Source organism: Synechococcus sp. PCC 7335, from assembly GCF_000155595.1.
GTDB lineage: Bacteria > Cyanobacteriota > Cyanobacteriia > Phormidesmidales > Phormidesmidaceae > Phormidesmis.
Genome location: NZ_DS989904.1, coordinates 4,528,385 through 4,553,283, shown reverse-complemented (window position 1 = coordinate 4,553,283; position 24,899 = coordinate 4,528,385). Strand labels below are relative to the sequence as shown.

General features: G+C 46.8%; 18 protein-coding genes. 7 read left to right on the top strand and 11 right to left on the bottom strand.

Features of this window, described 5'->3' with window-relative positions; translation table 11 throughout:
* Positions 1 to 1,132: 1,132 nt before the first annotated feature.
* The 9 genes from S7335_RS19035 to S7335_RS18995 all read right to left on the bottom strand — a co-directional run bounded on the left by S7335_RS19035 (position 1,133) and on the right by S7335_RS18995 (position 9,294).
* Positions 1,133 to 1,846, bottom strand: a complete 714-nt coding sequence (locus S7335_RS19035; RefSeq protein WP_006455838.1) for an aspartate/glutamate racemase family protein — start codon at positions 1,844 to 1,846, stop codon at positions 1,133 to 1,135.
* 12 nt (positions 1,847 to 1,858) lie between these two features.
* A complete protein-coding gene (locus tag S7335_RS19030; protein ID WP_006453645.1) occupies positions 1,859 to 2,131 on the bottom strand; it encodes a hypothetical protein in 273 nt (90 codons plus the stop codon).
* A gap of 66 nt (positions 2,132 to 2,197) precedes the next feature.
* Positions 2,198 to 2,713 (bottom strand): DOMON-like domain-containing protein, encoded by a 516-nt coding sequence (locus tag S7335_RS26230; RefSeq protein WP_157620329.1) that lies wholly within the window; start codon positions 2,711 to 2,713, stop codon positions 2,198 to 2,200.
* 77 nt (positions 2,714 to 2,790) lie between these two features.
* Positions 2,791 to 3,942 carry a phosphotransferase enzyme family protein gene (locus S7335_RS19020; RefSeq protein WP_006454756.1) on the bottom strand — a complete coding sequence of 384 codons (1,152 nt, stop codon included), beginning with the start codon at positions 3,940 to 3,942 and terminating at the stop codon, positions 2,791 to 2,793.
* Positions 3,943 to 4,089: 147 nt separating this feature from the next.
* Positions 4,090 to 4,917, bottom strand: coding sequence for a phosphoadenylyl-sulfate reductase (locus tag S7335_RS19015; protein WP_006454194.1), 828 nt, complete (start codon positions 4,915 to 4,917; stop codon positions 4,090 to 4,092).
* Positions 4,918 to 5,251: 334 nt separating this feature from the next.
* Positions 5,252 to 6,304, bottom strand: coding sequence for a glycosyltransferase family 2 protein (locus S7335_RS19010; protein ID WP_006453659.1), 1,053 nt, complete (start codon positions 6,302 to 6,304; stop codon positions 5,252 to 5,254).
* A 183-nt stretch (positions 6,305 to 6,487) separates the two neighbouring features.
* On the bottom strand, positions 6,488 to 7,435 hold the full coding sequence (locus S7335_RS19005; protein WP_006453630.1) for a YbhN family protein: 948 nt from the start codon (positions 7,433 to 7,435) through the stop codon (positions 6,488 to 6,490).
* A gap of 217 nt (positions 7,436 to 7,652) precedes the next feature.
* On the bottom strand, positions 7,653 to 8,069 hold the full coding sequence (arfB, locus tag S7335_RS19000) for an alternative ribosome rescue aminoacyl-tRNA hydrolase ArfB (RefSeq protein ID WP_038016526.1): 417 nt from the start codon (positions 8,067 to 8,069) through the stop codon (positions 7,653 to 7,655).
* A gap of 13 nt (positions 8,070 to 8,082) precedes the next feature.
* Positions 8,083 to 9,294: an AGE family epimerase/isomerase gene (locus tag S7335_RS18995; protein ID WP_006454575.1), complete on the bottom strand. Its 1,212-nt coding sequence runs from the start codon at positions 9,292 to 9,294 to the stop codon at positions 8,083 to 8,085.
* Positions 9,295 to 9,816: 522 nt separating this feature from the next.
* On the opposite strand from S7335_RS18995, the gene S7335_RS18990 reads away from it, so the two are divergent.
* Positions 9,817 to 11,868 (top strand): hypothetical protein, encoded by a 2,052-nt coding sequence (locus S7335_RS18990; protein ID WP_157620327.1) that lies wholly within the window; start codon positions 9,817 to 9,819, stop codon positions 11,866 to 11,868.
* A 178-nt stretch (positions 11,869 to 12,046) separates the two neighbouring features.
* On the top strand, positions 12,047 to 13,819 hold the full coding sequence (locus tag S7335_RS18985; protein WP_038016524.1) for an ABC transporter ATP-binding protein: 1,773 nt from the start codon (positions 12,047 to 12,049) through the stop codon (positions 13,817 to 13,819).
* Positions 13,820 to 14,083: 264 nt separating this feature from the next.
* Here S7335_RS18985 and S7335_RS18980 read toward each other — a convergent pair whose 3' ends face one another.
* Complete coding sequence (locus S7335_RS18980; protein ID WP_006454776.1) at positions 14,084 to 15,793, bottom strand: SulP family inorganic anion transporter; 1,710 nt, start codon at positions 15,791 to 15,793, stop codon at positions 14,084 to 14,086.
* A 653-nt stretch (positions 15,794 to 16,446) separates the two neighbouring features.
* Between S7335_RS18980 and S7335_RS18975 the strand changes: the two genes are divergently transcribed.
* The 3 genes from S7335_RS18975 (at position 16,447) to glpK (ending at position 19,188) form a co-directional block, all read left to right on the top strand.
* Positions 16,447 to 16,833, top strand: coding sequence for a hypothetical protein (locus S7335_RS18975; protein ID WP_006455164.1), 387 nt, complete (start codon positions 16,447 to 16,449; stop codon positions 16,831 to 16,833).
* 423 nt (positions 16,834 to 17,256) lie between these two features.
* Positions 17,257 to 17,655, top strand: coding sequence for a VOC family protein (locus S7335_RS18970; RefSeq protein ID WP_006456985.1), 399 nt, complete (start codon positions 17,257 to 17,259; stop codon positions 17,653 to 17,655).
* Positions 17,656 to 17,700: 45 nt separating this feature from the next.
* Positions 17,701 to 19,188 (top strand): glycerol kinase GlpK, encoded by a 1,488-nt coding sequence (gene glpK / locus S7335_RS18965; protein WP_006455264.1) that lies wholly within the window; start codon positions 17,701 to 17,703, stop codon positions 19,186 to 19,188.
* A 1,158-nt stretch (positions 19,189 to 20,346) separates the two neighbouring features.
* On the opposite strand, the gene S7335_RS18960 is transcribed toward glpK, so the two are convergent.
* Positions 20,347 to 21,834, bottom strand: coding sequence for a leucyl aminopeptidase (locus tag S7335_RS18960; protein WP_006456950.1), 1,488 nt, complete (start codon positions 21,832 to 21,834; stop codon positions 20,347 to 20,349).
* A gap of 319 nt (positions 21,835 to 22,153) precedes the next feature.
* Between S7335_RS18960 and S7335_RS18955 the strand changes: the two genes are divergently transcribed.
* Positions 22,154 to 23,032, top strand: a complete 879-nt coding sequence (locus S7335_RS18955; RefSeq protein WP_006456676.1) for a sulfotransferase — start codon at positions 22,154 to 22,156, stop codon at positions 23,030 to 23,032.
* Between the two features lie 607 nt (positions 23,033 to 23,639).
* Positions 23,640 to 24,833 carry a sulfotransferase gene (locus S7335_RS18950; protein WP_006456560.1) on the top strand — a complete coding sequence of 398 codons (1,194 nt, stop codon included), beginning with the start codon at positions 23,640 to 23,642 and terminating at the stop codon, positions 24,831 to 24,833.
* The last annotated feature ends 66 nt before the right edge of the window (positions 24,834 to 24,899 follow it).

The window sequence follows — 24,899 nt, the reverse complement described above, 5'->3', positions numbered from 1 at the left end:
GTTTGTAATTACTGTCGGTTGCAGTAACTTCTACACTGGCTTTTTTACATCAACTTCAAACATCTACTTTGGTTTAGTAATTTTCCAGCCTGCTGACTTGACTTACTAGAGCGGCTAAGAAGATTTGGAAAAGGGGCTAATGTCAGATACTTTTTACCAAATACTTTTGACTAGCGTAACAACACAGCTAGAGAAAACCCTGAGTTCAAAGTTAGAAACAGCTGAGAGCCTTTGTGCAATTGGCCTTGTCTTCGCTTTAGATGCTTTCATATAATGCCAAAATCTAGATAGCAACTTGGTGGTAGTTTCACGGTGTAATCACCGAACATTGTCATAAAACATGTTTCATAAAACGCATGACAAGTAGTAGAACGGAAGAAGAGTCATTAGGCTAGTCTCATCGACTAGATACTTCCGAGAATAGACTTGTCTAAGAATGCACCTACAACACAGTAAGACTCAACTGGGTAAGCAAACATCTGTCAGGAGACCTGATCAGCTATCTCCTACCAAGATAAGCGGCTAGCTTACCTGGTTTTCACTAGTCAAGTTCACTCTTGGTAAGGCTTCTGTAGGCTCAGATACATAAGTTTAAACAGGATAAAGGCGCACTATTGGGGAAGTAAGCCGAAATAGGTAAGTACGAAAATAGGCACAATCAACATATCCACTTTTGGATATATTGTTCAATCTCTACTTCTAGCCCTTTTTATCTTTTGCCTTTAGACAATTAGATAGCAAAAGGCATTCACTACCCATTCAAGTCCGTTTTCAAGTCCGTTGAAGATAGATACTAGATACTTTCGCAAGTTCAAACATCAACCCTAGGAAGGGGCAGTTCCCAATGAGAAGGATTATCTGTATGACATTGTAATTCTGAGTGAGTTAGAGGATTATCAGCCTCTAACTATTCAAATGGGGCTGTATACGATGCAGAATCTAGTGTTGTTGGGGAAGACACATCGCCTTCGGGGGCCGGAAAGTAGATATACGCTATACATATCATAGTAGAACCTAGCATGCTTGCTTAACCAAAATTAGAAACCTTAAGAAGTCTTCAGAGTTCACACTTAGTCAGTATGCTCAATGTCAATATGCTCAATAGACATTTCGGTTAGTACTTGATGCCAACTCAGCTTTTGATGCGGTGATCTGACTTAATCGCCCATTGAGCGGCAGCTTTGGCATGAATAGCGGTAGTGTCGAATAGTGGCACAGTGCTATCTTCTTTTTTGATAAGTAATCCAATCTCTGTACAACCTAAAATAATCGCCTCTGCGCCGGAATCGACTAGATTCGAGATGACTGCACGGAACTGATCGCGCGATGCTGGTCGGGTTTGCCCTAAACAAAGCTCATTGTAGATGATGTCATGAATAGCATGACGCTCTATTTCGTTTGGAACCTGTACGGTTAGTCCGTGCTGATTGACTAGCCTACCTTTGTAGAAAGACTCTTCCATTGTGAATCGGGTACCCAAAAGCCCTACTCGTTGAATGGCATGCCGTTTGATTTCATCAGCGGTGGCATCAGCAATATGAATAAGAGGAATGGTCGTAGAAAGTGTGATCGCCTCTGCCACTTTATGCATTGTGTTAGTTGCTAGGAGTATGCACTCTGCGCCAGCGCCTTCTAGCTGAGCTGCTGCGGTGGCTAACAGGTTAGCGATCTCAGGCCAGGCGTCCTTATGCTTTAGCGCCACTAGCTCTTCAAAATCGACCGAGTACATTAGGATCTTGGCCGAATGTAGCCCACCTAGCTCAGTTCTTACGATCTCGTTTAGCAAGCGATAATATTCGATGGTCGATTCCCAACTCATGCCGCCGAGCAAGCCGATGGTCTTCATTAAAGCTGCTGTTCAAAACTTACCTTCGAATTTATAGTACCAAAAGGCATTGCCAGCTACTGTGACCACAAATGCTATACCCCCTGCTACGATAGCTAGCTGAGGATTGTAGCCACTGCGGCCTAAGGTTTCCATCCAGATTTGTGAGGTGGGGGAAGGGCTGATCCGATCAATCGCTGTGGGAACTAAATAGATTAGCGAGGCTCCCACGATCAGCCAGCCTACGGCAGACGATAGCAGGAAGATAGTTTTGGCCACCGATTGACCTTGATAGGGGACAGGCATGGCTAGTTTTATTTTGAAAGGCTATGTATTAAAAGAGGGTGTCTTTAACAATAGTCTTTACTGTCGTCATAGCGCTAGGACGAAGCTGCCAGGATGATGAAAGTCTGGTTCTGGGGCAGGATGAGCGATCGCCCAAAACGTTTGTCTGCCCGTTTCGAGGAGGACAACTGCGCTTACCCCCAGCCACAACGGTTGATTAGCACTCACCAAACTACTGACATCCGTGCGATGTAGATTCAAACGGAAGCTCTTCGATTTTCTTTCTACTTCAAGAGGTAGATGAGAAATAGCTGCTTCTTCCTTTGGGCCTTGCCGATAGCTCTCTAGCGAAAAGACATTCCAGTCTCCAGAGGGTGAAAGATTGAATTCCCAATAGGGGGTATGGATAGTTGGTTTGGACCCCCAGGCTAAGAAGAACTCAAAGCAGGTCTGTTCCCAAAGGCGATCGCGTCTGGCCCCTTCTAGCTCTCTTTTGGATCTTGAAGGCTGTGATCTTGAGGGCTGTGATCTTGAAGGTAGGATCACAGCTTGCTCCCAATCACCACTGAGCGAGTAAGCAATCGTGAGCCAGGTCTCTTCCAATGTCACCCTGCCACTGATTGATAAGGATATGTTCTCAGGAAGCGCTGCGAAGGGTCGCAAGTAGAATACCTTGGTCCTCATTGCCGGAGGGCCTCAATGATGCCTACGATCTCTTCGGCCTGAGTCTCAATGCTTTCAGTGAGCTTAAACTGCACCAACGCCCTCATCAGGTTGTGGGTTGGATGCTCTACTTTGAAGTAAACATTGCCTACTAAGTAATCAGTAAAAAACCTCAGCCCTAGCTCAAAGGCAATTAGCCTAATTGCATCGTATATGTACAAGTAGTCGTACTCAGTAAGAAAGTCATGAGCCAGGGAAAAATAACCCTCCAACATGGCTTTTGCTAGCGATGTATCGAAAGTGACCTGCTTCCAGTCTTCCGTTTCTTCGCCCAGACGATTGCAGCTCGATCGCAAACAGTCTCCGATGTCATAGTGAACTAGACCGGGTTTTAGCGTGTCTAGATCAATTAAGCTGACGGCTTGTCCGTCTTGATTGAGCATGATGTTGTTGACTTTTGGATCGCCGTGGATAGGGCGTAGCTGAAGATGGCCCTCTGCTTTGGCCCGTTCTAGAACGGATGCCCACTGCCGCCTAGCTTCTACAAACTCCATACAATAGCGAATCGTCTTCGGATCGGCGATCAGGTGATTGTTTGAGTGGACAGCCAGGTGATGACCTGTCTGATACTCTTTTAGGACTGTCTGGTAGTGCGTTAGGTAGGTAGGCGTAATGTGAAAGCCTTCTATCGTATCAGCTAGGTTTTCGACGGGTAAGTTGCTGATTAGACGATGAAACATGGCTAGTCCGTAGCCTACTTCTCGCGCATGGGTGTGAGTTTCAATCGTCTCGAGGACTTGGGAGTTCTCAATGAAGCTAATTGCCCGCCAATAGTCTCTAGCTTCGTCTTGCCAAAAGTGGTTCCCGTCTGTGGTTGGAATGATCTGGGGCGTTTGCCAATGAGGCGATCGCCCATCGGTTTGTATCTTTTCACGATTGCGCAGATGCTCACCGAGCACCACCATGTTTTGAATCACCTGCTCAGGTCGCCGGAACACCTGCGCGTTGATTCTTTGCAGCACAAATCGCGATTGTGATTTCCCTTCTGCTGTTACTAAATCCACAGTTACCAAAAAAGTGCTGTTGATGTTACCTTTTCCCAAAGGTTCGACCGCAGCCACTTCACCTTCTGCCACAAATTGAGACGCTAGCGTTCGTAGATCAGACATCTATTATCTGGGATTTATCTCGTAAAGGCGCAGTCTGCTGAGCTTCTACATCGTTGTTGATAGAAAGAAATGTTCGTTATCCAAGTGGAGTTTAGACGCTCTTGAGGGGCGCATTTCTTATAGCGAACTACACTACAGGGAACTAGATTACAGAGAACTAGAATTTAAACTCTCTGCTTCTTCAGGGGTTTGTGGGATATGGATGCCACATTCTTGCTTGAGTCCATTAAACCGAGTTGCCCGAGCATCTGTGTCATCAGCGGTGAGCGGCCGGCTAGAATGCCAGTCACCTACACTGACATACCCTTCTTCAAAGAAGGGATGATACGGCAAATTGTGCGTTTTTAGGTAGTCGTATACATCTTTAGAATGCCAGTGCAAGATCGGCAGTAGCTTGTAGCGCCCTGCTTGTTCATCAATCCGATTGAGCGTTTTGCGGTGGTCTGTCTGTTGCGATCGCAGTCCTGTTAGCCAAGCACGTGCCCCTAGTTCTTCAAGCGCACGATTCATCGGCTCAACCTTACGAATCGTGTCATATTGATTGAACGCTTCTACCGTGCCTTCCTCCCACAAGCGTCCATATAGCGCTTCCATCCGCGCCGGACTTAGCGGCGACTGATATACCTTTAAATTCAGCGACAATCGCTGCGTTAGCGCCTCGGCAAAACGATAGGTTTCTGCTGGAAGATAGCCTGTATCTACCCAGACTACCGGAATCTCAGGAATTACCTCTGTAACTAAGCCCAACATCACTGCTGACTGAATTCCAAAGCTAGTGCTCATGACCAGCGTGTCACCAAACGTTTTAACGCCCCACTCGATTAGCTCAGTCGCCTTAGCCCGATCGAATCTTTGATTGAGCGTCTTTAGCTGCTTAGGCGTAAGTTTAGGGCCGAGCTGGGATTGATTACTCAGCGGTGGATTCTGTGGATTGCCCTCACTCGAACGTTGAAGGCGCGGCAAAGCACTGGTCATAGATGAAGCTGTCCTAACAAAGACGGTCTAGTCCCACTGGTCATGGTACAACCCAGCGTTGCCCTGAGCTGCTGATATAGCAAACGTCTTGATATTAAACCGTTTGCAAGTTGTGTTGCCTACGGTATCTCAACAGTATCCGTCGATAAAAGTGTCCCAAGTAACACGAGAGTTCCCATACAGCTTGCCACGCTCAGTTAGCTATGAGCAAATAGCTATGAGCAAATAGCTATGAGCAAATCTATCATGGTGGATTAACCATGAGCTGATCCTGACGCTTTCTAGCATTTTTTATACAGAGAAGCCCAGACTTAGATTAAGTCGCAAGAATTGGTTAGCTGTTCTTAGCCGAAGCGCCTAGCACCTCACGAACCCGGTAGATAGGCCGCCGCTGTGACTCGTGGTAGGTTCGCATGTTCAGCTCAGCTAGTAACCCAAAGCTAAATAGCTGAATCCCTGAAAGCAATAAGAGTACCGCAAGCAATAGCAAAGGCCGGTTACCAATTGACTCATTCAAAAATAGCTTTACGAAGGTCAAGTACAAACCAATTGCAAACCCAATCGAGATTGAAACAATCCCAAATGGTCCAAACACGTGCATTGGCCGGGTAAGAAACGTCTTCATAAAATAGATGGTCAACAAATCCATCACGACTCGCAACGTGCGTCCCAAGCCATATTTACTTTGACCGAATTGCCTAGCATGATGCCGGACCGGAATCTCAGTAATTCGTGCCCCTTCGATATAAGCTAGTGCTGGTAAAAAGCGATGCAGCTCTCCGTAAAGATGCATATCACTTAGCACTTCTGCCCGGTATGCTTTGAGTGAGCAGCCATAGTCATGCAGCCGTACGCCAGTAACCCTAGCGATCAGACTATTGGCGATTTTAGAAGGAAGTAGGCGAGTGACCGCATCGTCCTGGCGATTTTTTCTCCAGCCGCTCACAAGGTCATAGCCTTCTAGCAGCTTGTAATACACAGTTGCGATATCAGCCGGCTCATTTTGTAAATCGCCATCTAGCGTCACGATCACTTTACCCCTGGCTTGATGAAATCCGGCTGACATCGCTGCTGACTGACCGTAGTTACGCCGCAGCAAAACTGCTCGAAAATCGCCAGATGCCATCTGTTTTTGGGCAATTTCTCTTAGCAGTGCGACTGAGCCGTCAGTAGAGCCGTCGTCTACACAAATAAACTCATAGGTGACGTCCATCTCCTCTAATACTTTGGTAATCCGTGATACTAGCGAAGGGATGGTTTCTACTTCGTTGTAGATCGGAACGACGATAGAAAGATTTGGTCTATTAAAGCTTTGAGGAGCAACCTCGCCTTCTGTAGTATTGGGCGATAAGGGAGCGGGCGACAGTTCAAGTGAAGCGTTAATCATGGCGATGATTTAAGACAATAGGGCAGTCACAGAGGGTAGACCTAGCCAAGTTAACTTCTAAACTACCGATAATCCTTACTAAAAATAGACACTCTAGGCACAAGATCAATGAACTTTATTCATAAATTTATCCTGTCCTTGCAAATTGAGGAATTTCTAGTCCTTTCTCAATGGTTTGTATCGCTAAGGTTCTGTACGCAGCTCTAGAATCCAAACGATACCTGCAGCGCTTACTTCTGTTAGTACGCTAATCAGCCGATAAACAGCCACGCTGCTAAGGATGATAGCTACTGGATACTGAGCATCTAGGAGCGAAATGGCAGTGGCTTCAAAGACCCCTATTCCACCTGGTGCGCCCGGTACGACCAAGCCGAATAGCCAGGCTAAGCTAAACGCGGCCAAAAGAGGCTGACCATCGGCGAAGCTTAGCGGTTGAAAGGCTGAAACGATAGCGATGAATCCAAGCGATCGCAGCAGTACAAACCCGATTTCGCCAAGCAGTGCTCGGCCTGGGTAAGCCCTGAGCATCTTTTTATCTGTGGAAAAGTCTAGCTTCTGTGCTTTTGCTTTGGCTCGGCCTAATGTTTGGAGGATAGGGTTGAGCACACGGGGATGCACACTGGCGATCGCAAAGCTCAACACCGCTATTTGCCCAAGTCGGCTGCCAAGCAGCCCTTCAATTCCCGAGAGCTGACTACCGGCTAGACAAGCGATGATGATTGCGGCTACTGCCATCAGCAGCGGTTCCATCACTACGCTGACGATAGCAGTCCCTGTAGATGCGCCAACTGATTGCAATGCGCGGACACGGCCAAAAAAGTGCCAGACATTGCCAGGCAGATACTTCGCGACGTTGGTCTTAAGATAAATCGGTGTACTCCACAACCCGCTTAGCGGCTGGTCAAACAGGCGCAAAATCCAGTGCCAAACCCAGCCCGACCAAATATGAGCCATCAGGGTGACGATGAACGCTAGGATCACCATTAGCCAGGCTTGACTTGTGAACTGGATCTCGACGACTTCTTGCCAATGATCTTTAAGCGTTTTGGCAATGAAAAAGAGCGTGCCGCCTAAGATTACCCAGCGTAGATAAGGCTTTAGCCGAGCTAGCAGTGGTTTGGTTGGCATCATCTAGCGTGCAATTGTCTTGCTTATCGAGAGTTAAGAAGCTTGTTTGATGTCGATTCACCTGACGGTAGTCTACCTATGTTCAAGAAGTCTACTGATGCTTAAGAAATCTACTGAGTCATCCTCTTGTAAAGGAGTCTGAGATGGCCAGTAGAACGCTTGTTTGGCTAGTCGCGTTGAACAATAGCTCCAAACACTCAGAGGTTCTGGTCATAATGTCCTAATCAAGATCGACTTTCTTACGGGAAACTTTTAGCTGCGATCGCCTTGCCTTGTTTTCTAGCCGCCGCCGTTTAGCATTCCGACTCGGTTTAGTCACTCGCCGAGTCTTCGGTAATATCGCGACTGACTTCACCATTTGCTGTAATCTCATCAGCGCTTCTTCTTTATTTCGAGCCTGAGTACGGTGCTCTTGCGACTTGATCACGATCACGCCGTCTTTGGTCAGTCGTTTGTCTCGAAGTGCTAACAGCCGCCGCTTGTAGAAGTCTGGTAGAGAAGACGCGCCTACATCAAAACGCAGATGTACTGCTGTTGCTACCTTATTGACGTTTTGGCCACCTGCGCCTTGAGAACGAACTGCGCTGATCGCTATCTCGCTATCTGGAATCGACACCATATGGGAAATTCTTAGCATGATTTGTCAGTGGCTATGGACTTTGCTGTGGGTGCTTACTTAGCTGCTCAAACTCTTGCCAGCAGAGGTACATTGCTCTAGGGACATGAAAACACCCTTTCCATTTACCCCCCTTTAGCGGTAGCAGCACCTCTCCACGGCGGTTGAGATAGCCATACCATTCACCGTGCTTAGCATCGGGGAAATGGCTCCAGGCGTAGTCGTGTACCCTTAGATACCAGCTCCAGCAGTCTTGTTGGCCTGTCAGTCGGTATGCCATCGCTAACGCTACTAACGTCTCTAGATGTACCCACCATAGCTTTTGATCCCACTCTAGCTGCTGTGGCGGGTGCCCTGCCGCATCCATAAAGTAGTATAGGCCGCCATACTGCTTGTCCCAGGCAAAATCGAGGATGCTAAGGATAACCTCTACGGCCTGATCGATAAGATGTGTATTCTGCTGTCGCTGGGCGATCGCCATCATGAACCACATTGCTTCAATCCCGTGCCCAGGATTAATCAGCCGCCCTTCGTAGCAATCTACGTGCGAGCCATCGGCGGCCACATGCTCGCATAGCAGCCCACGCTCTTCGTCAAGAAAATCACTCATCACCTCATGAACTGTTCTAGCTAGCACTTCATCTAGCTGCGTATCGGCTATCAACCAGTCCATCTCCAAAGATAGGTTCGCCAGAATCATCGGCACCGCTAGTGACTTTAGCACCCGGGTGCCTGGATATGCCTTGTTGTATTTTCCTTTTGGATTGGTCTGCCTACGCAGAACGTTTTGGTAAGCCTGAAGCGAAATCTCTTTAGCGGCCTCACTCCCAGATGCTAGAGCGTACTGACTAAATGCCATAGCCGCGAAGCAGTCCGAGAAAACGTTGTACGGCTGAATCAACGGTTCTCCTTGCTGAGTTAATGAGAAAAACCAGTTTCCTTCTGGGTCTCTACCGTGTTTAGCCAGAAAATCTACGCCAGCTTTGGCCAGGTTTAGCCATCTATCCTGCTTTGTTGTTTGCTTCTTGACGTTGTAGAGCGCGTTGTAGAGCATAGAAAATGTCCAAACCTGTCTGTTCTGTAGCCAGACAAATTTGTCAGTGTCATAGACTACGCCTTCAGAATTGAGACAAGTAAAGTAGCCACCGTATCGAGTATCGACCGAGTGCTTTTCCCAAAAAGGAATAACGTTGTCAAACAACGTGCTTCGATATAAGTCTGCTAAATTGCGATAGCTATCAATCATTTCTTCTTTTACATAAAGGGACTAAGTAGCCCGCTTTTAGAAACCATGAAGTCTCTATGTAGACTGTTCTACAACCGACCATTCCGGGTACTGTGTAACTATATAATCGGTAACATCAGTCAATAACCAGTAATATTAGGTCACTATCTCGCAGGTTCTATGTCTTTCAGCGGTGTCTCCGTTAGATAAGAAAGATGCAGTGCCCCTTAGAGTACCTAGAGCATGTCATGGGCTCTGTTCCTTCTCGCTTTGTAGAGTAACTTAGCAAACGTGCTGTAAGTCTAATGATTTGCGCCAGAGCTACATACTTACAGGCAATCTGTACCAAGGCCCGCTAAATAACAAGGCCCGCTAAATAATTAGTTGGATATCTCGATGCAAAAAGCTAGCTGCACTCACAACAATTTCTCTTCCGTCAATTTTTTTGTTAGACAAGCCTTTAAGCGCCTGTCGGCTCGAAGCAATTGGCAGAAGAGAGGTAAGAATGCCCTATCACGTGCAGTTGCAATTGCGTCAGCTTCGGTGCTAGTTCCGTTCGTTGGTGAAGCTGCGTTTGCGAACTCGTTTGTTAATTCGTCTGCAACCTCACATCAGTTAGTCTCGCAACAAACGCGGCTCCCACAAACGCAGTCCTCACAAACGCAGCTAGCTCAAATTCCTCTGGGGGTTGTCTCTAATCAGGCGAAGGTACTCTCTTCCTTGGTTGAACCATCGACACCTGTTGCTTTTAGTGATAGCCACGACCTAGCGTCGGCTAGCCAACAACCGTCAGCTACTGTTAATGCAGACTACAGCTGGTCTCTTTCCTATGCTACTCAGGCAAATACCACGCAAGTTAACAGCGCTGTCCAATCTGTTGTTGCTAAGGTAGCTTCTGATACCGCACGGGCAAAAGCTTGTGTGACCGACAGCTGTCGCCGACTGACCTATATTCGCTCGCAGCTTCCTATTGCGGCTGCTAGAGTCGGGCGTTTAGAAGAGCAGCTTAAAGATTTTTCGCGGCAGCACGGACAAGGAGATATTAGTGCCTACAAAAAGGCTCTAGCTGATCGAATCACAGAAGTTGCTAGCCAGGAGCGGCAGCTTGATATTGAATTAGACCAAACCCGCCTACGAGCTGAACAGCTCAAGACCCAGCTGTCCTTTGCAGATGTGGAGGTCGATATCGCTGAGCAGATCTTGGCCGAAGATGCAATCTATCAGGCGTTGTGGGTTCAGCTATCAACGGTAGAAGAGAACATTCAAACAGAATATAGCCGAGTCAATGCTGATGGCACCGCACTCAACCAGCTCTATGCCGAGTATCAAGCGTTGCTTGGGAAAACTCATGTTGCTGCTGGAGAAGCACTCAACCGCTATCTGCTAGCTGGTGGAAGCCAAACTCTAGGGACTACTTATTTTACAGAGGCTGCTACAGAAGCGTTCAGCGCTTTGCTAGTTGAAACTCACCAGCAAAAAGTTCAACAGCTTCGCCAGCGAAAGCTCGCCGCACTTGAGACCTCACTAATTGGTCGTCAGCAGCGCTTATCTAGAAATATAGGCGAATACGAACGCCTCCAGCGTGAGCTGCTTTCCCAGCAGAGCGTATTAGACAGCTATCAATCAGAGCGCGATCTCATTTTGGCTACTTCGCCAGAAGCCGCTCTGGCGGTTAGTGGTATCCCGACACATCATGCTCAATTGGTAGCTGGGCAAAGCCTATTACCGCTACTTCCAAACGGTAGCGTTGCCAAGACTTTGTTAGGGATTGCGCTCGCGGCAAGTACGGTTGCAGCAGCGTCGCACCGCAGAGCAGAGAAGAAAGCGGCTTTGCTAGGAAAGAGAATTCTCGAAATATTTCCGACCAGTCACGCAGCTAATCGCCCTGCTAATCGTCCTCTTGGTAAAGGTCATAGCAGTCGTCCTACTAAAGGCTACAGCGCCGATCCTGTAAAGTCTCAACCGCAAATCATTTCTCTATCGAATCTTGGCAGCAAGGCTCAGGTTAAGAAGAGCGCTGCTGAGAATCTCGAAACCGCCGACGCTAAAGGTATTGAGATCGTAGAATCTGCAGGCTCTTTTGAAGTGATGTTTGCAGCAGAGGAGACGCCTAAGCAGCCAGATTCATTCTGTGTGGTCAACGACTTAGGGGAATTTGAGATCTCTGAAAGTACTGTGCCGCCTTTGAGCAAGATTGCACCTGAAATTGAGGTAGATGACTTTAACCAAGCACTAGAGAATCTGACCTCCGAAAATCACCTTACACACGAGATCGACAACCATGACATTGCTCCGGTTCGGCTGCCGGTAGCAGATACTGATTTATTTCTCGATCAGGTGATTGATTGGATCTCGGAAGATCTAGGGCTAGCTGCTCCCGTCGCTGCTAGTGGAGAAAGCGATCAGGCAAAGACAGTTGCAAATTCAGCTGTTGACTCTGTCGTTACTGATCCTGTCGTTGCCGATCCTGTCGTTGCTGATTCTGTCGTTGCTGATTCTGTCGTTGCCGATCCTGTGGTAGTTAATCCGATGACACCTAGCGCGACTGCCAACTCTCCGGCTACCTCTATAGTGACTAAAGCAATCATCGCTTGAGCAACAGCAGACGCTTAGGCCATAGTTTCTGTAGTTGAATCGATGCCTGAATTACAGCAGGTCAACTATAGCCATTTGAACAATATCTGCATAATTTGGCGGGGATACTCAGCTAATTTATTTTGCTATAGTCCTAGCGAAAGCCTCCTACTTCCTTGGCGATTTTCGCTGATTTCCTATGTCTTCTTCTACGCATCCGTTGAGGCGTCTGCTAACCTATGGCCGAAAGTATCGGTCTAGAGCATGGTTGGCAAGTCTCTGTTCGCTTCTCAACACAGTTTTTGATCTAGCTCCTCCTGCGTTGATTGGCGTTGCGATTGATATTGTGGTCGATCAGCAGAATTCCATCCTCGCCAGATGGGGTGTGGTGGACTTGCGATCGCAGTTCATTTTACTTTCCGCCTTGACGTTCCTCGTTTGGATTCTAGAATCTGCTTTTCAGTATGCGTATGAGCTGCTGTGGCGTAACCTATCGCAGTCGATAGAACACGACCTGCGCATAGATGCTTATGGACATGTGCAGGGATTGGAGTTGGCCTACTTCGAAGAGCGTAGTACCGGGCAGCTGATGTCTATGCTGAACGATGACATCAATCAGCTAGAGCGCTTTCTAGATAGAGGCGCAAATCAGCTGATCCAGATGGCGGCAACGGTGTTGATTATCGGCGTTGTGTTTTTTGTCCTGGCACCGGGACTGGCCTGGATGGCTATCGTGCCGATGCCACTGATTGTCGGGGGCGCGATCGCCTTTCAAAAATTCCTTGCTCCGCGCTATGCGGATGTTCGAGATAAAGCCGGAGTGATCAACGCTCGCTTGATCAACAACCTCACCGGCATTGCTACTATCAAAAGCTTCACATCTGAAGACTTTGAAATAGCGCAGCTAGAGCGTGAGAGCCAAGCTTATAAAACTAGCAATCGTCAAGCGATTGTCTTGAGTGCTGCTTTTATTCCATTGATCCGGATCATTATTCTGATTGGATTTACTGGAATTTTGTTCTATGGTGGCTTAGCAACTGCTGCCGGTAATATAGAGGCAGGTACCTATACGGTGCTGGTTTTTCTTACACAGCGTTTGCTTTGGCCCTTAACAAGGCTAGGTGAAACGCTCGATCAGTATCAACGAGCGATGGCCTCAACCCATAGAGTGCTAAATCTGTTAGATACGCCTGTAGCGATTCGTCCGGGAACAACCCTTTTACCCACTGCGCAAGTCAGTGGTGAAGTGATCTTTGAGGATGTTTCTTTTAGTTATCACGAGCGGCAGCCTATTCTCAAAAACCTCTCTCTTAAAATTCCAGCTGGAAAAACAACTGCAATTGTCGGATCTACCGGCTCAGGCAAAAGTACTTTAGTCAAGCTATTACTGCGCTTCTATGAGGTGAATGCTGGTCAAATTTTTCTAGATGGCCTAGATCTGCAGTCTCTATCGCTTAAAGATTTGAGAAGGTCGATCGGACTAGTGAGCCAAGATGTATTTCTGTTCCATGGCACAGTGGCTGAAAACATTGCCTACGGTAGCTTCAATGCGACTCTAGATGAGATCACAAGAGCGGCGAATGTCGCTGAAGCTCATGATTTTATCGCGGCGCTGCCGAATGGATATGACACAATAGTGGGCGAACGAGGTCAAAAGTTGTCGGGCGGCCAGCGGCAACGGCTGGCAATTGCAAGAGCTTTGCTAAAAAACCCACCGATTTTGGTTCTAGATGAAGCAACTTCGGCAGTCGATAATGAAACTGAAGCAGCAATTCAAAAGTCACTTGAGAAAATTACTCAAGAGAGAACTGTTATTGCGATCGCGCATCGTTTGTCAACGGTTCGCAATGCTCATTGCATCTATGTCATGGAACAAGGCAAGCTGATTGAAAGTGATACTCATGAGCATTTGCTTGCAAAAGACGGCATTTATGCGGGCTTATGGAAGGTGCAAACGGGTGAGAAGATATAGCAGAGAAGGATAGTCTTAAATATCTTCTCTGCTGGTTGGATTCGCGGTTGTTGCTTAAGACTCTTAAGGGGTATCACAACTGTTCGTAACTAACTTGATAGATACAACAACGTCATGAGTGGTTCTACGCCAGCTTTGAGTATGAATATAGCGTCTGTCATTTTGCCTATCAATGGTTACAGCTTTGGGCTTATACAGCTTTGGGTGGTGAAGCAGGCTGAATGCAGATCTTGATAGATAAGGTCACAGATGAGTTGTTGTAAATCAGCTAGGCGATGGTGATGCTCCATAGTCTAAAGGCTCAACAGATGCTGATTGCTCTGATAGCCTTGGAGAGACTGCCTGCGCCGCATATCTCAAAGCTTCTTCTCGGCTGTCGAAGATGCAGTTAGGTGGCAATAACTTCAAAACATCGAGATTCTTAAGTCGTTTCAAGGTTTGAGCCTGCGCACCTACGAGGAAAACTTGACGACCTTTTTCAAGTGCTTCTTTGATCGCATTCTCAATAGTCAGAGAAGCCGTAACGCCTAGGTGAGGAACATCAGCTAAGTCAAACACAACTGCGTCACACTCTTTGATTGCATTGTGCTCTCGGGTGATTGCCTTGGCCACACCAAAGATCATCGGACCGCTTAGATGGAACAGCAGAACGCGATCATTAGCCTCATTTAGCCAACGCTGTTCGTTAGAGTTCAGTAGAATAGCATCATCATCATCGGTGATAGTCTTGACGGACTTAGATTGGAGCAAGCTCATCCGCTCGATGGTCAAAATATTGGCGATGAAGACCCCCACACCGACCGCTACAATTAGATCGACTAGTACGGTGAGTGCAATCACGGCGTACATAATCAGCGCACCTTTCAAAGAGACTTTGTGGGCCCGCTTCAAGAAACTCCAGTCGATAATATCGATACCTACTTTCAAGGCGATTCCAGCTAATACCGCTAGAGGAATTGCTGCTGCTAGATTAGCTGCACCCAAAATGACAACTAGCAGCACAGCCGCGCGAGTTAAACCAGAAAGCGCCGTTCTACCACCGGATTGAATGTTAACAACAGTTCCCATCGTGGCACCAGCACCTGCAATACCACCGAACAAACCAGAGGCGATATTACCTAGACCCTGACCAATTAGCTCTTTGTTCGAGTCGTGTTCGGTTCGAGTCAGACTATCTGCTACCACAGAAGTGAGCAGAGCGTCGATACAGCCCAACATGCCAAGGACAATTGCATCGACTACCATGAGCTGTAATTGAGAAGCGCTGAAGGTTGGAACTTGCAGGGCTGGGAAGCCCATTGGAATTTCACCAATGCGGCGAATATCTACGTTGGAGAAAAAGATCAAAGAGATAATTGTTCCCGCAATTAGTGCAATTAGCTGAGGGGGAATGACCTTCTTGAACTTAGAGGGCATAAACCAAATGATGGCAACTGAAATAGTCGCCAAAATGGTTTCAGCAGGCTGGATGTTGGTTACTAGCTCAGGAATTGACCGGAGCGTTCCAATAACTCCACCTGCTGGACTCGCCTGGCCTAAAAAAGGCGCCAGCTGTAAGATCACCAGAATGATACCGATACCCGACATAAAGCCTGAGATTACGGTGTAGGGCATCATAGTGACGTATTTCCCTAATCTCAGCGTGCCAAGGATAATTTGAAAAAGGCCGGCCATCATCACGACAGTAAAGGCCATGGCGAGACCATTTTCAGGATCTGCTGCTGTCAAGTTGGCAATGACTGCAGTCATCACTACTGTCATCGGGCCAGTAGGCTCAGAGATAAGCGTAGGTGTGCCGCCAAATAAGGCTGCGAAGAAGCCGACTAAGACTGCACCCCAAAGACCAGCAACAGGGCCAGCTCCCGAGGCAACACCGAAAGCTAGGGCCATTGGTAGGGCGATGACGGCGGCAGTTACACCGCCGAAGACATCTCCACGCAGATGCCGAAAGTTTATCCGATTAGTAATTTGCATGCTTAAAAAGGTATTCGATTAGCAGATGTATTGAGAGAGTGATCGGCCTCAGATATCTGTGGAAAAAACCTGGAGTCCTAATGTATTTCGAATGTCTTTTGAATAAGATAGACTAGGCTCTATGAACTATATTTTCTCATAGAGCCTAGTCTATCATCACTTGATTACTGTCGGAATCCCTGTTGAGTAAATATTTTTTCTGAATACTCTTAAAGGATAAAAACTTAGAAGACCAAAAACTCATAAAAGCTTAGTGCTTCTATGTCAATGTTGATGCGTCTGGCGTAGTAAATAGTGACATCAACAACTATGGGTCTATTGCGTTGTTTAGTAAGAGTATTAGTACAACGTTGGTGGCGCTTCAGGTAGGTGAACCTCAACTTTGGTCTGGTTGCTAGAGTGACTAAGTCGATTAATGCAGTTGAGTTAGAGAATAGAGAAAATCCGTTCTTGAAAGGATAGAAAGAGGGCCTCGATTGCTTCATTAATCTTGACTGTTCATTCCTTCGCAAGAAAGAGGCTAGGTGCTCTCTACTCATATAGCATGATTTAAATCCTACTAAGGATAAGCCCAAAAGACAGGCAGACTTGTAAACTTTCTAACGTTATTGTCTGATGTCTATTCTTAACTGTGCAGTCTCAGGACATAACTAATGAACGAGCAACAAGAGAAAAATTTAACCGCCTTTTTAACGGCTCTTAGTGAACAAGAGGACTCTTTACCGGCTGGGCTGCAGGCACAGCTAACCTCTATTGGACAGAATCTTGAGGCTCGGGTAATGGAGTTGCCTGCGATCGCAGCAAGCATTCCTAGCCTAAACCAGGCCTATCAAACCGCTTTATCTGATGCGAATGGTGATAGTGGGCCAAAAGCAACACTTGTCTCTTCGACCAGCCGGGAGCGCAGTACGGATATTAGCGAGCGAGCGGCTCAGATTCTTACAGATGCAGACCCCGTTCAAGCTGCCAAAAAGAAGATGTCTCCATCGATCGGACAGATCGCTTCGAATCCACTGAAGCGTCTGTTTGGAAGAGGATAAGTTGCTAGGTGAAGGACGTTGTAAGAATCGTTCTTTCCTGCGTTGATTGAAACCGCCATTGTTCCGATTTCCAAAAATTTAAATATCTATCATCGCTCAGTCATGCCGCCAAGCTGTACTGAGCATTTTTGTTTATTCCCCCCTTAGCTCTGAGTGGGTGTTGGTGCTGCTCTACCTGGATAGAATGGATAGAACCTCTTTCAAGGGGCGAGACTTGAACGCGAGAAGCCTCTTGAGAAAGAATTAATTGAAGTTCTGACTACTTGGCTCTGACGTTATAACCCTATCCCAATACAGTCGGTGAAACTGTGTCTTGCCCAAAGCTTTTTTGCGAGTCTATATTAAGTTCCTCAAACTCAACCCCTTAGCGTCTCAGAATCGAGAAATAATCAAGGCACCCTTTGGAGAGAAAGCTCGAGTGACATGGAAGTTCGAACCGCTCATACCCGTTTATTTGTCGATGATGTTGCCGCTTGTGCTCAGTTCTATAAAGACGTTCTCAAGTTTAAGCCACGTACATTGCAAGTTGAGAAAGGCTACGCCGAGTTTGAAATTACTGAGAACATGTGGATTTCGCTCTTTTGTCAGCGCGAGATGGCTGAAATTTTGCGGACTAGCGATCGCCCCGTGGCCGAAAATGTCCAAGACAAAGTTTGCCTTATTCTCAATGTTCATAACCTAGACGATATCTATCACGAACTTCGCCAAGCGGGTGTCAGCTTTGATGAGCCGCCTACACAAAACAACGAATTTTCTCTTAAGGTTGCCTACTTCAGAGATCCTGCAGGTAACCTCATTGGCCTGTTTGAAGCAATGATGTAGTTCCTTAATCTTTTTCCTTTCTTCCCTCCACACTCATCCTTTCCCATGCCTCATATCCTTTCTCTCGACCTCGGCACTACTGGCAACCGCGCCATCATCTTCGATAAATCCGGCAGCATTGTTGGCCAAGCTTACCGAGAGCTGACCCAGTACTACCCTCAGCCTGGTTGGGTAGAGCACGACGCTACAGAGATCTGGGAGGCGGTGAAATGGGCAATGGGCGCAGCGCTAGAAGAGGCTGGGATTGAGGCCAAAGATCTAGCGGCAATCGGGCTGACGGTACAAAGAGAAACCTGCTTGCTGTGGGACAAGACAACAGGTAAACCTCTGCATAAGGCCATCGTTTGGCAAGATCGGCGGACAGCAGATTTTTGTAAATCAGTTGAGCCTTCCCGGAAAGAAATCTACGAGAAGACAGGGTTGTTTCTAGATGCGTATTTCTCGGCCACCAAGATCAACTGGCTGCTAAACCACGTTGATACTGTTGATATAGACAATGTGCTAGCCGGTACAGTCGATAGCTGGGCACTCTGGAATTTGACGGGTGGTAAGGTTCATGCGACTGATCACAGCAACGCTAGTCGCACGATGCTGATGAATTTGGATGTTCAGCAGTGGGATGAGTCGATGCTAAAGCTGTTTGATATTCCTAGACAGATATTGCCGGAGATTAGGCCTAGTCAAGGGATATTCGGCCACAGTGATCCTGAACTGCTGGGAATAGAGGTGCCGATCGCGGCAATCTTTGGTGACCAACAGTCAGCTTTGTTCGCCCACGGATGTGATCGCCCTGGCCTACTCAAATGCACTTACGGCACAGGCTGCTTTTTGGTTGCAAGCACGGGTGAGAAAAGGGAGCGATCGCAAAACCAGCTGCTTTCTACAGTGGCCTGGACAACGGCCAAGCCCGATAGCGATGACTACACGCTAGGCTATGCGCTAGAAGGCAGCATGTTCACGGCGGGGGCCTGCGTTCAGTGGCTACGAGACGGGCTCAAGATCATTGACGATGCGGCTGAGACCGAGGACTTAGCCACTCAGGTCGAAGATAACGGTGGTGTGTATTTTGTCCCTGCCCTTAGCGGATTGGGAGCGCCACATTGGGACATGGGGGCTCGGGGGGCATTTTTGGGTATTACCCGTGGGGCATCGAAGGCCCATATGGTGCGGGCGGTGTTGGAAGCGATCGCGAATCAGGCTAGAGAAGTCGTCGAAGCCGTTAATCAAGATGCTGGCACCCCGATCAAGCAGCTCAAGGTAGACGGCGGTGCTTGCAAGAACGATTTTCTAATGCAATATCAGGCAGATGTACTAGGTATCCCGGTGGAACGGCCTGCCGTGCTCGATGCAACTGCTCAGGGCGCTGCTTTTGCCGCAGGTTTAGCCGTTGGCCTTTGGGATGACTATCATAAGCTGGTCGAAAGCCGTCAGATTGACCGCGTTTTTGAGCCGTCGGAGAACGCTAAGAAAGCACAAGCTGATTTTGCTGTCTGGCAAAAAGCAGTAGAGAGAGCTAAGAACTGGATTGACTAAATTTTGTCCTATTCTGTTATGAATGGAGTATTTTACTCAGTTTAGCTTTTACTTTGCCAATGAACATCTCCGCCGCAAGCGGACGGAGTATCACTTCTCGACGCTCACACGCTGCGCGGCTCGTCGTCATTGTTTGATATGTGAGTAATGAACTTTGATTGAAAAAACGCCATTGGGAGAAGTTCTTCGTTGCTGTATCTCAGCTAAAGCTCTAGGTAAGCTATCTGTATTAAAGCGTCTGTTCCATTCAACAGGATTATGAGGATTGGCATACTCTAGCGGAAAGCCAAAACTATTTGTCCTGTATAAGGCATGCTCTAGCATATGGCTACCACAACGGGGTGTAGACGCGATTATTAGAACCTTTGTAGGCCGATTTCTCTTTGGGAAGTCATGCTCTTCAGAAAATTGATCTTGGTATAAATACATTTTGTACTAAGCCCTATTGCGCACAAGCTACAGCTCCCAAGCTCGACAGGCGTGGAGGTTCGAATTAGTAGTGGCAGATAACATAGAAACTACAGAATTAATAGCTTTCGTGATCCGCTGTATGTGAACTGTTAACCTGTCACTGATTTCATTCTAGTTTCGTTTCATTAATGATTAATTTATCGCTCCTGCTTACAATCTAAAACCCGAACCGCTTGTAAAGCCGCACTGATAGATTATTCACCGAGACGCTCAACGATATATATGATTGACCACACTCAGACACAAAGAAGTGATTAAGTAATCTCATAGGGTCTGGTCAGAATTGTCGCTATTGACAGCAGGAAACTCGTAGGGTGAAAGCGCCTAAGGAAGCAGAAAGTCAGACGCAATAGAAGCTTAATCTATGCCGAAAGATCTGTATAAATACCAACCAGTCACCTCCTGTATCAGAGGACACAGTAATACTTGTGCCTGTACAGTTTGAGAAACAGCTTACTTAATAACTGGCGATATATCATTCATGATTCCCCATAAAGAGCGCCCGCTATACCGATGCACCATTTGTAATGACAGATTGCTAAGGCAGTTTCGACAGCACGAGATAAGCTGGTTCTGTCCTTCCTGCCGACAGGAAATCCCTGCGTTTAAACCCATCGTCAGCGCTAATAAACGAGCTTCTAAATCCGACAATCTAGAAGCCATATCTGATGTTCAAACTGCTCTTAACTAGCTGCCTTGAGAATAGTCTCCTTGTACCCACTGCACTAGCATTCGTACGCCGTATCCAGTGGCCCCGGCGCTGTTGTATCCCGCTTCTTTCTCAGTCCAGACTGGCCCAGCGATATCGATATGTGCCCACGGCGTCTCTTTGACGAACTGCTTCAAGAAGAGTGCTGCTGTAATCGATCCACCTGCTCTAGGGCCAGTGTTCTTCATATCTGCGACAACAGATTTCAACCCTTCAAAGTATTTTTCTTCCATCGGCATTCGCCATAGCTTCTCGCCAGAAAGTTCAGCCGCAGAAGATAGGGACTGCGCAAGCTGTTCATCTGGGCTGAAGAGGGCTGCAATATCATCGCCTAGGGCCACGACACAGGCACCTGTAAGAGTCGCTAGGTCAATCATGGCATCGACGCCGAGCTTGTCTGCAAAGATTAACGCGTCGGCTAGGGTCAAGCGGCCTTCAGCGTCGGTGTTGTTGACTTCAATCGTCTTTCCGTTGCCAGCTGTTAATATATCGCCGGGACGCATAGCGTGACCGCTCACCATATTTTCGGCGGCAGCGCTAATAAAGTGAACTTCTACATCGGGCTTAAGCTGAGCGATCGCCCTAGCAGCTCCTAGTACAGCCGCCGCGCCTCCCATATCTATCTTCATCATCTCGATGCCCGAGCCGCTGGGCTTTAGGTTTAATCCGCCCGAATCAAACGTCAGCCCTTTGCCGATGATGGCGAGCTTGCGCTTAGGATTCTCGGGTGCATAGGTAAGATGGATAAACTTAGGCGGTAAGTCAGAGGCTTGGGCGACACCTAGGTATGCGCCCATACCCAAAGCTTCACAGTCATCACGCTCTAGAACCTCTAACTGGAGGCCAAAGTCACGAGCGATCTCGGCGGCAGTGTCGGCTAGCTTTTCTGGGGTAACAACGTTCGGCGGAGCGGAGACAAGTTCTCTAGCTAAGATCACGCCCTCGCAAACGGTTTTAGCCGTTTCTACAGCTGCCTCTTGACCTTCAAAAGACAGCAGATGAACCGCTGAGAGCTCTGTTTTGTCGGTCTCTAGCTCAGATTTGAAGCGGTTGTCTTGGTTTAGCGCCAAGGCTATACCCTCGACAAGGGCTTGTGCGGTTAAGCTCGGGTTGTTATTCCAGACTGGAAAGCTGACGCCTAGGATAGGACACTTTGCCTTTTGGGCAAGTCGAGCAGCCGCAGCAGCTCCTTTTCTTAGGCTTTCAAGCCCCATAGAATCAGAGCTACCTAAGCCTACAAGGCCGATCTTTTTGATGTTTGAATCAGGGGCGAGCCGGGTAACGGCGGTCGATCCGGCCTTTCCCTTGAAAGCCTCTTCGTCAATCAGCATCTGTAGTAAGCCGCCAGATTGATCGTTCAGGTCTGATAGGATGCCTGTTAGGGGCAATGACTCTTCCGAAAGACCAACAACTAAGCAATCTCCCTGCCATTCCAAACAAGATTTACCCGACGCTATAAAATCCATTCCCTATTCGCTTCTATTAAGTTCTAGTCTTATAGTATCTACTGAATTCGATGATTTTTTGTGCTTTTGGTGGTAACTTCTTGGATCTTGAATTTTGCTGAAGTGAGCGCGATCGCTTGGTCACTCGGCAGGTCATCCTCCAATCTCAAAAGGACTTGCTAGCACTAACCTCCTGAAGTTTAAGTGGTTTTTGAAGATATCTAGATACGTTGTTTAACAGGCAGCAATGGCGCTGTCCTCGATAACCGTCTAAAGTATCCTCATTAAAGACACAGATACCCTCAAAAATACGGACCAAATCTATGGAGCGTACGGCTTTATGAGTAAAACTTCAAATTGGTTAACCGCGTCCCGCACACAAGGAAGACTTCCTCAGCTGGCAGAGATCGCGAAACGCTATATTCCTCTAGCCTACAGCGGATTTGTTCATAGTGAGCTCTGGCAAGATGTAGAAACGTTTTGCTTGTTCCTAGGGTATCCCAGAAGCGGTCATACCTTGGTAGGGTCGCTTTTGAATGCTCATCCCCACATAGCTATTTCCCATGAAGCAGACATCTTAAAGTATGCTCATGCGGGCTACAGCAGATATCAAATCTATGAGCTTATTCTGGAACTATCCCAGCGGTCTGCCGATCCATCTCATAAGATAGGCGGCGGCTACAACTATTATGTACCTAATCAATGGCAAGGGCGTACTGAGCAACTGAAGGTGCTTGGAGATAAGAAAGGCGGTGGTACGACCCTTAGAATTGCGGCTAGCCCTAAACCCTTGTCAAACCTAAGAAAGATACTCGATGTCGACCTTAAGTTTGTCCACGTTTATAGAAACACTTACGATAACATTAGTACACTTGCTAAAAAAACGCCTCATCTCAAAGGTGATCTCAAACGGAGCATCGACTACTATTTCTTTCTGTGCAAAGCGAGTTCTGACGTTAAAGAAAGCCTATCAGCTGATGAAATCTTCGAGTTTGGGCATGAAGACTTTATCGATGATCCACGAGCGTATCTTCAGCAGCTGTGTACTTTCTTGGGTGTAGAGCCAATAGAGTCTTATTTAGCTGACTGCGCCAAAGTTGTTTATCGATCGCCTAGTAATAGTCGTCATTCTACAGAATGGTCAGCGGAGCTAATAGATTATGTAGCGACTAAAATGCAGTCCTTTCCATTCTTGCAAAACTATACCTACAACGACTGAACTCATCATGTGGGATATCATCTACAAGACTGCTTCCAAGATATCTTAAGTAGTCGAATGTGTCGCCTTAGTGATAGTCGCCTTAGTAATACCGAAGTCCAAAGCGAAAATGATTTTTGACTGTAGTCGAAACTGAATATCCCTTAGGATCGACATATGCTGTGTCAGAACTGACTAGTCAAGAAAGAACTAGTAACTAGGAAAGCTACACTTTCACTCAGCGATGATAAGTAGGCAGTAGCCTTATATACAGCCTATGTCTGACTAGTAAACCATCATGATACGGGTTTAAGAGGCGAACTGTAGGGTAGGCAATATGTATTTAATAATTTTTTCTAATCGCCAGATGTTATGAAGGACAAAGCAGCTAGCTTTCTTAGCGTCTTGTAGAGATACCTTGAAGGTCAGATCTTGTACGAAAAGAGAGTCTCATTTTTGATTGGTAATTTCTTGAATAAGTAAGGAACTATTGATAACTATAGCGAATCTGGCAGCCCTGAAGATAACTTAATACGTGCAGAAGCGCCTACCAGCATCACCTTTCTAACCACTGCATCTTCCCATGGTTTGTTCGTGTAACAAAGCCATTACTAGTAATAACTGAAACATGCTAGACCAACCTGTGTTTATAGTCGGAGCGCCTCGTTCTGGTACCACTCTTCTTTCTGCTTTTTTAGCAAATCACAGTGAGATTGCTTGTGGACCAGAAACTCATTTTTTCAGAAGATTAAATCCTAACAAATTGAGAAGCGCAATCGAGGAGGTTGATTGGCCCAAAAAGGCTGTCAACGAGATTTTGTCTCTCAAACTGTCGAGGCAGCCGGTCTATGAGCTCTTCGAGCTTACACCCGGTGAGATAGATGAATATCTTACCTGTAGGTCGCCTTCGATAACAAATATGTTAGAGTCGCTTACTCTACAACATGCCCAAAAGAAAGACAAGAAGTGCTGGGTTGAAAAAACTCCTAATCACTTGCTGCATTTGCCGACAATCCGCAAGGCTTTTCCCCAAGCTTTCATTGTTCGAATTATCCGAGATCCAAGAGACTCTGCAGTATCAATGAGAAAACTCCCATGGGCTAGTCAATCAGTATTGGCCAATTGCTATCTCTGGAGCGAATGGTTTAATCAAAGTCATGATTTTTGCGAGGATGATAAAGGAACTTTAACTATTCGATATGAAGATCTAGTTCTAGAACCGGAGGCTACGTTGAGAAAAGTGTGCAACCATATTCACAGGACTTTTGAGCCTTCAATGATGGATACTTCAAAGTCCGCCCACAATGTCATTACACCGAAAGAACCTTGGAAATTGCAGGTCTCTCAGCCGCTAGATCCAAGCCGGCTATATGCTTGGAAGAAAAACTTACCTAACTACCTCTATAAACCCGCAACTTATGCTTGTCAGTCTGGTATCGAAGCTTTTGGATACGATTTCATATCAAAGCCAAAATCAACTGTATTTTTATACAAAATAAATAGGAACTTTGTTGAAAAAAACGAATATCTATTTATCAATGCAGCAAGTAGCGATAAACGAATTTCTACTTTTAACCATAAGTTAAGCAATCATATTAGCTCAGATGAAGACTTTGTCTTCTGTAGTTTGCCCGAGTCAGGGAAATCGATACAAGAACAGATATCTAGAACAATATCGTTGTTCCTTTGTTTAGCTCGCCGACGGCTGAAAGGCCGTTCTAGTTTCTATCTAACTACTCTATCTATCCCAGAAGGCGAGATTACGAAAAAAATACAGATGTTTTTGCTCAGAGCACTAGGTTCTGAAATTTCTTCGATTTAGAAAATTTTATTGTGTGGAGAATAGTATAGGGAGATGTTGGGAGAATCTATCGGGTTGATAGCGCTG

Excerpts from the sequence above, each read along its gene's own strand:
- arfB (WP_038016526.1), bottom strand. The coding sequence starts at position 8,069 with ATGCTAAGAATTTCCCATATGGTGTCGATTCCAGATAGCGAGATAGCG.
- S7335_RS18960 (WP_006456950.1), bottom strand. The coding sequence starts at position 21,834 with ATGGATTTTATAGCGTCGGGTAAATCTTGTTTGGAATGGCAGGGAGAT.
- S7335_RS19035 (WP_006455838.1), bottom strand. The coding sequence starts at position 1,846 with ATGAAGACCATCGGCTTGCTCGGCGGCATGAGTTGGGAATCGACCATC.
- S7335_RS19010 (WP_006453659.1), bottom strand. The coding sequence starts at position 6,304 with ATGATTAACGCTTCACTTGAACTGTCGCCCGCTCCCTTATCGCCCAAT.
- S7335_RS18985 (WP_038016524.1), top strand. The coding sequence starts at position 12,047 with ATGTCTTCTTCTACGCATCCGTTGAGGCGTCTGCTAACCTATGGCCGA.
- S7335_RS19005 (WP_006453630.1), bottom strand. The coding sequence starts at position 7,435 with ATGATGCCAACCAAACCACTGCTAGCTCGGCTAAAGCCTTATCTACGC.
- S7335_RS18950 (WP_006456560.1), top strand. The coding sequence starts at position 23,640 with ATGCTAGACCAACCTGTGTTTATAGTCGGAGCGCCTCGTTCTGGTACC.
- S7335_RS18970 (WP_006456985.1), top strand. The coding sequence starts at position 17,257 with ATGGAAGTTCGAACCGCTCATACCCGTTTATTTGTCGATGATGTTGCC.
- S7335_RS19020 (WP_006454756.1), bottom strand. The coding sequence starts at position 3,942 with ATGTCTGATCTACGAACGCTAGCGTCTCAATTTGTGGCAGAAGGTGAA.
- glpK (WP_006455264.1), top strand. The coding sequence starts at position 17,701 with ATGCCTCATATCCTTTCTCTCGACCTCGGCACTACTGGCAACCGCGCC.
- S7335_RS18995 (WP_006454575.1), bottom strand. The coding sequence starts at position 9,294 with ATGATTGATAGCTATCGCAATTTAGCAGACTTATATCGAAGCACGTTG.
- S7335_RS18955 (WP_006456676.1), top strand. The coding sequence starts at position 22,154 with ATGAGTAAAACTTCAAATTGGTTAACCGCGTCCCGCACACAAGGAAGA.
- S7335_RS19015 (WP_006454194.1), bottom strand. The coding sequence starts at position 4,917 with ATGACCAGTGCTTTGCCGCGCCTTCAACGTTCGAGTGAGGGCAATCCA.
- S7335_RS18975 (WP_006455164.1), top strand. The coding sequence starts at position 16,447 with ATGAACGAGCAACAAGAGAAAAATTTAACCGCCTTTTTAACGGCTCTT.
- S7335_RS18980 (WP_006454776.1), bottom strand. The coding sequence starts at position 15,793 with ATGCAAATTACTAATCGGATAAACTTTCGGCATCTGCGTGGAGATGTC.
- S7335_RS19030 (WP_006453645.1), bottom strand. The coding sequence starts at position 2,131 with ATGCCTGTCCCCTATCAAGGTCAATCGGTGGCCAAAACTATCTTCCTG.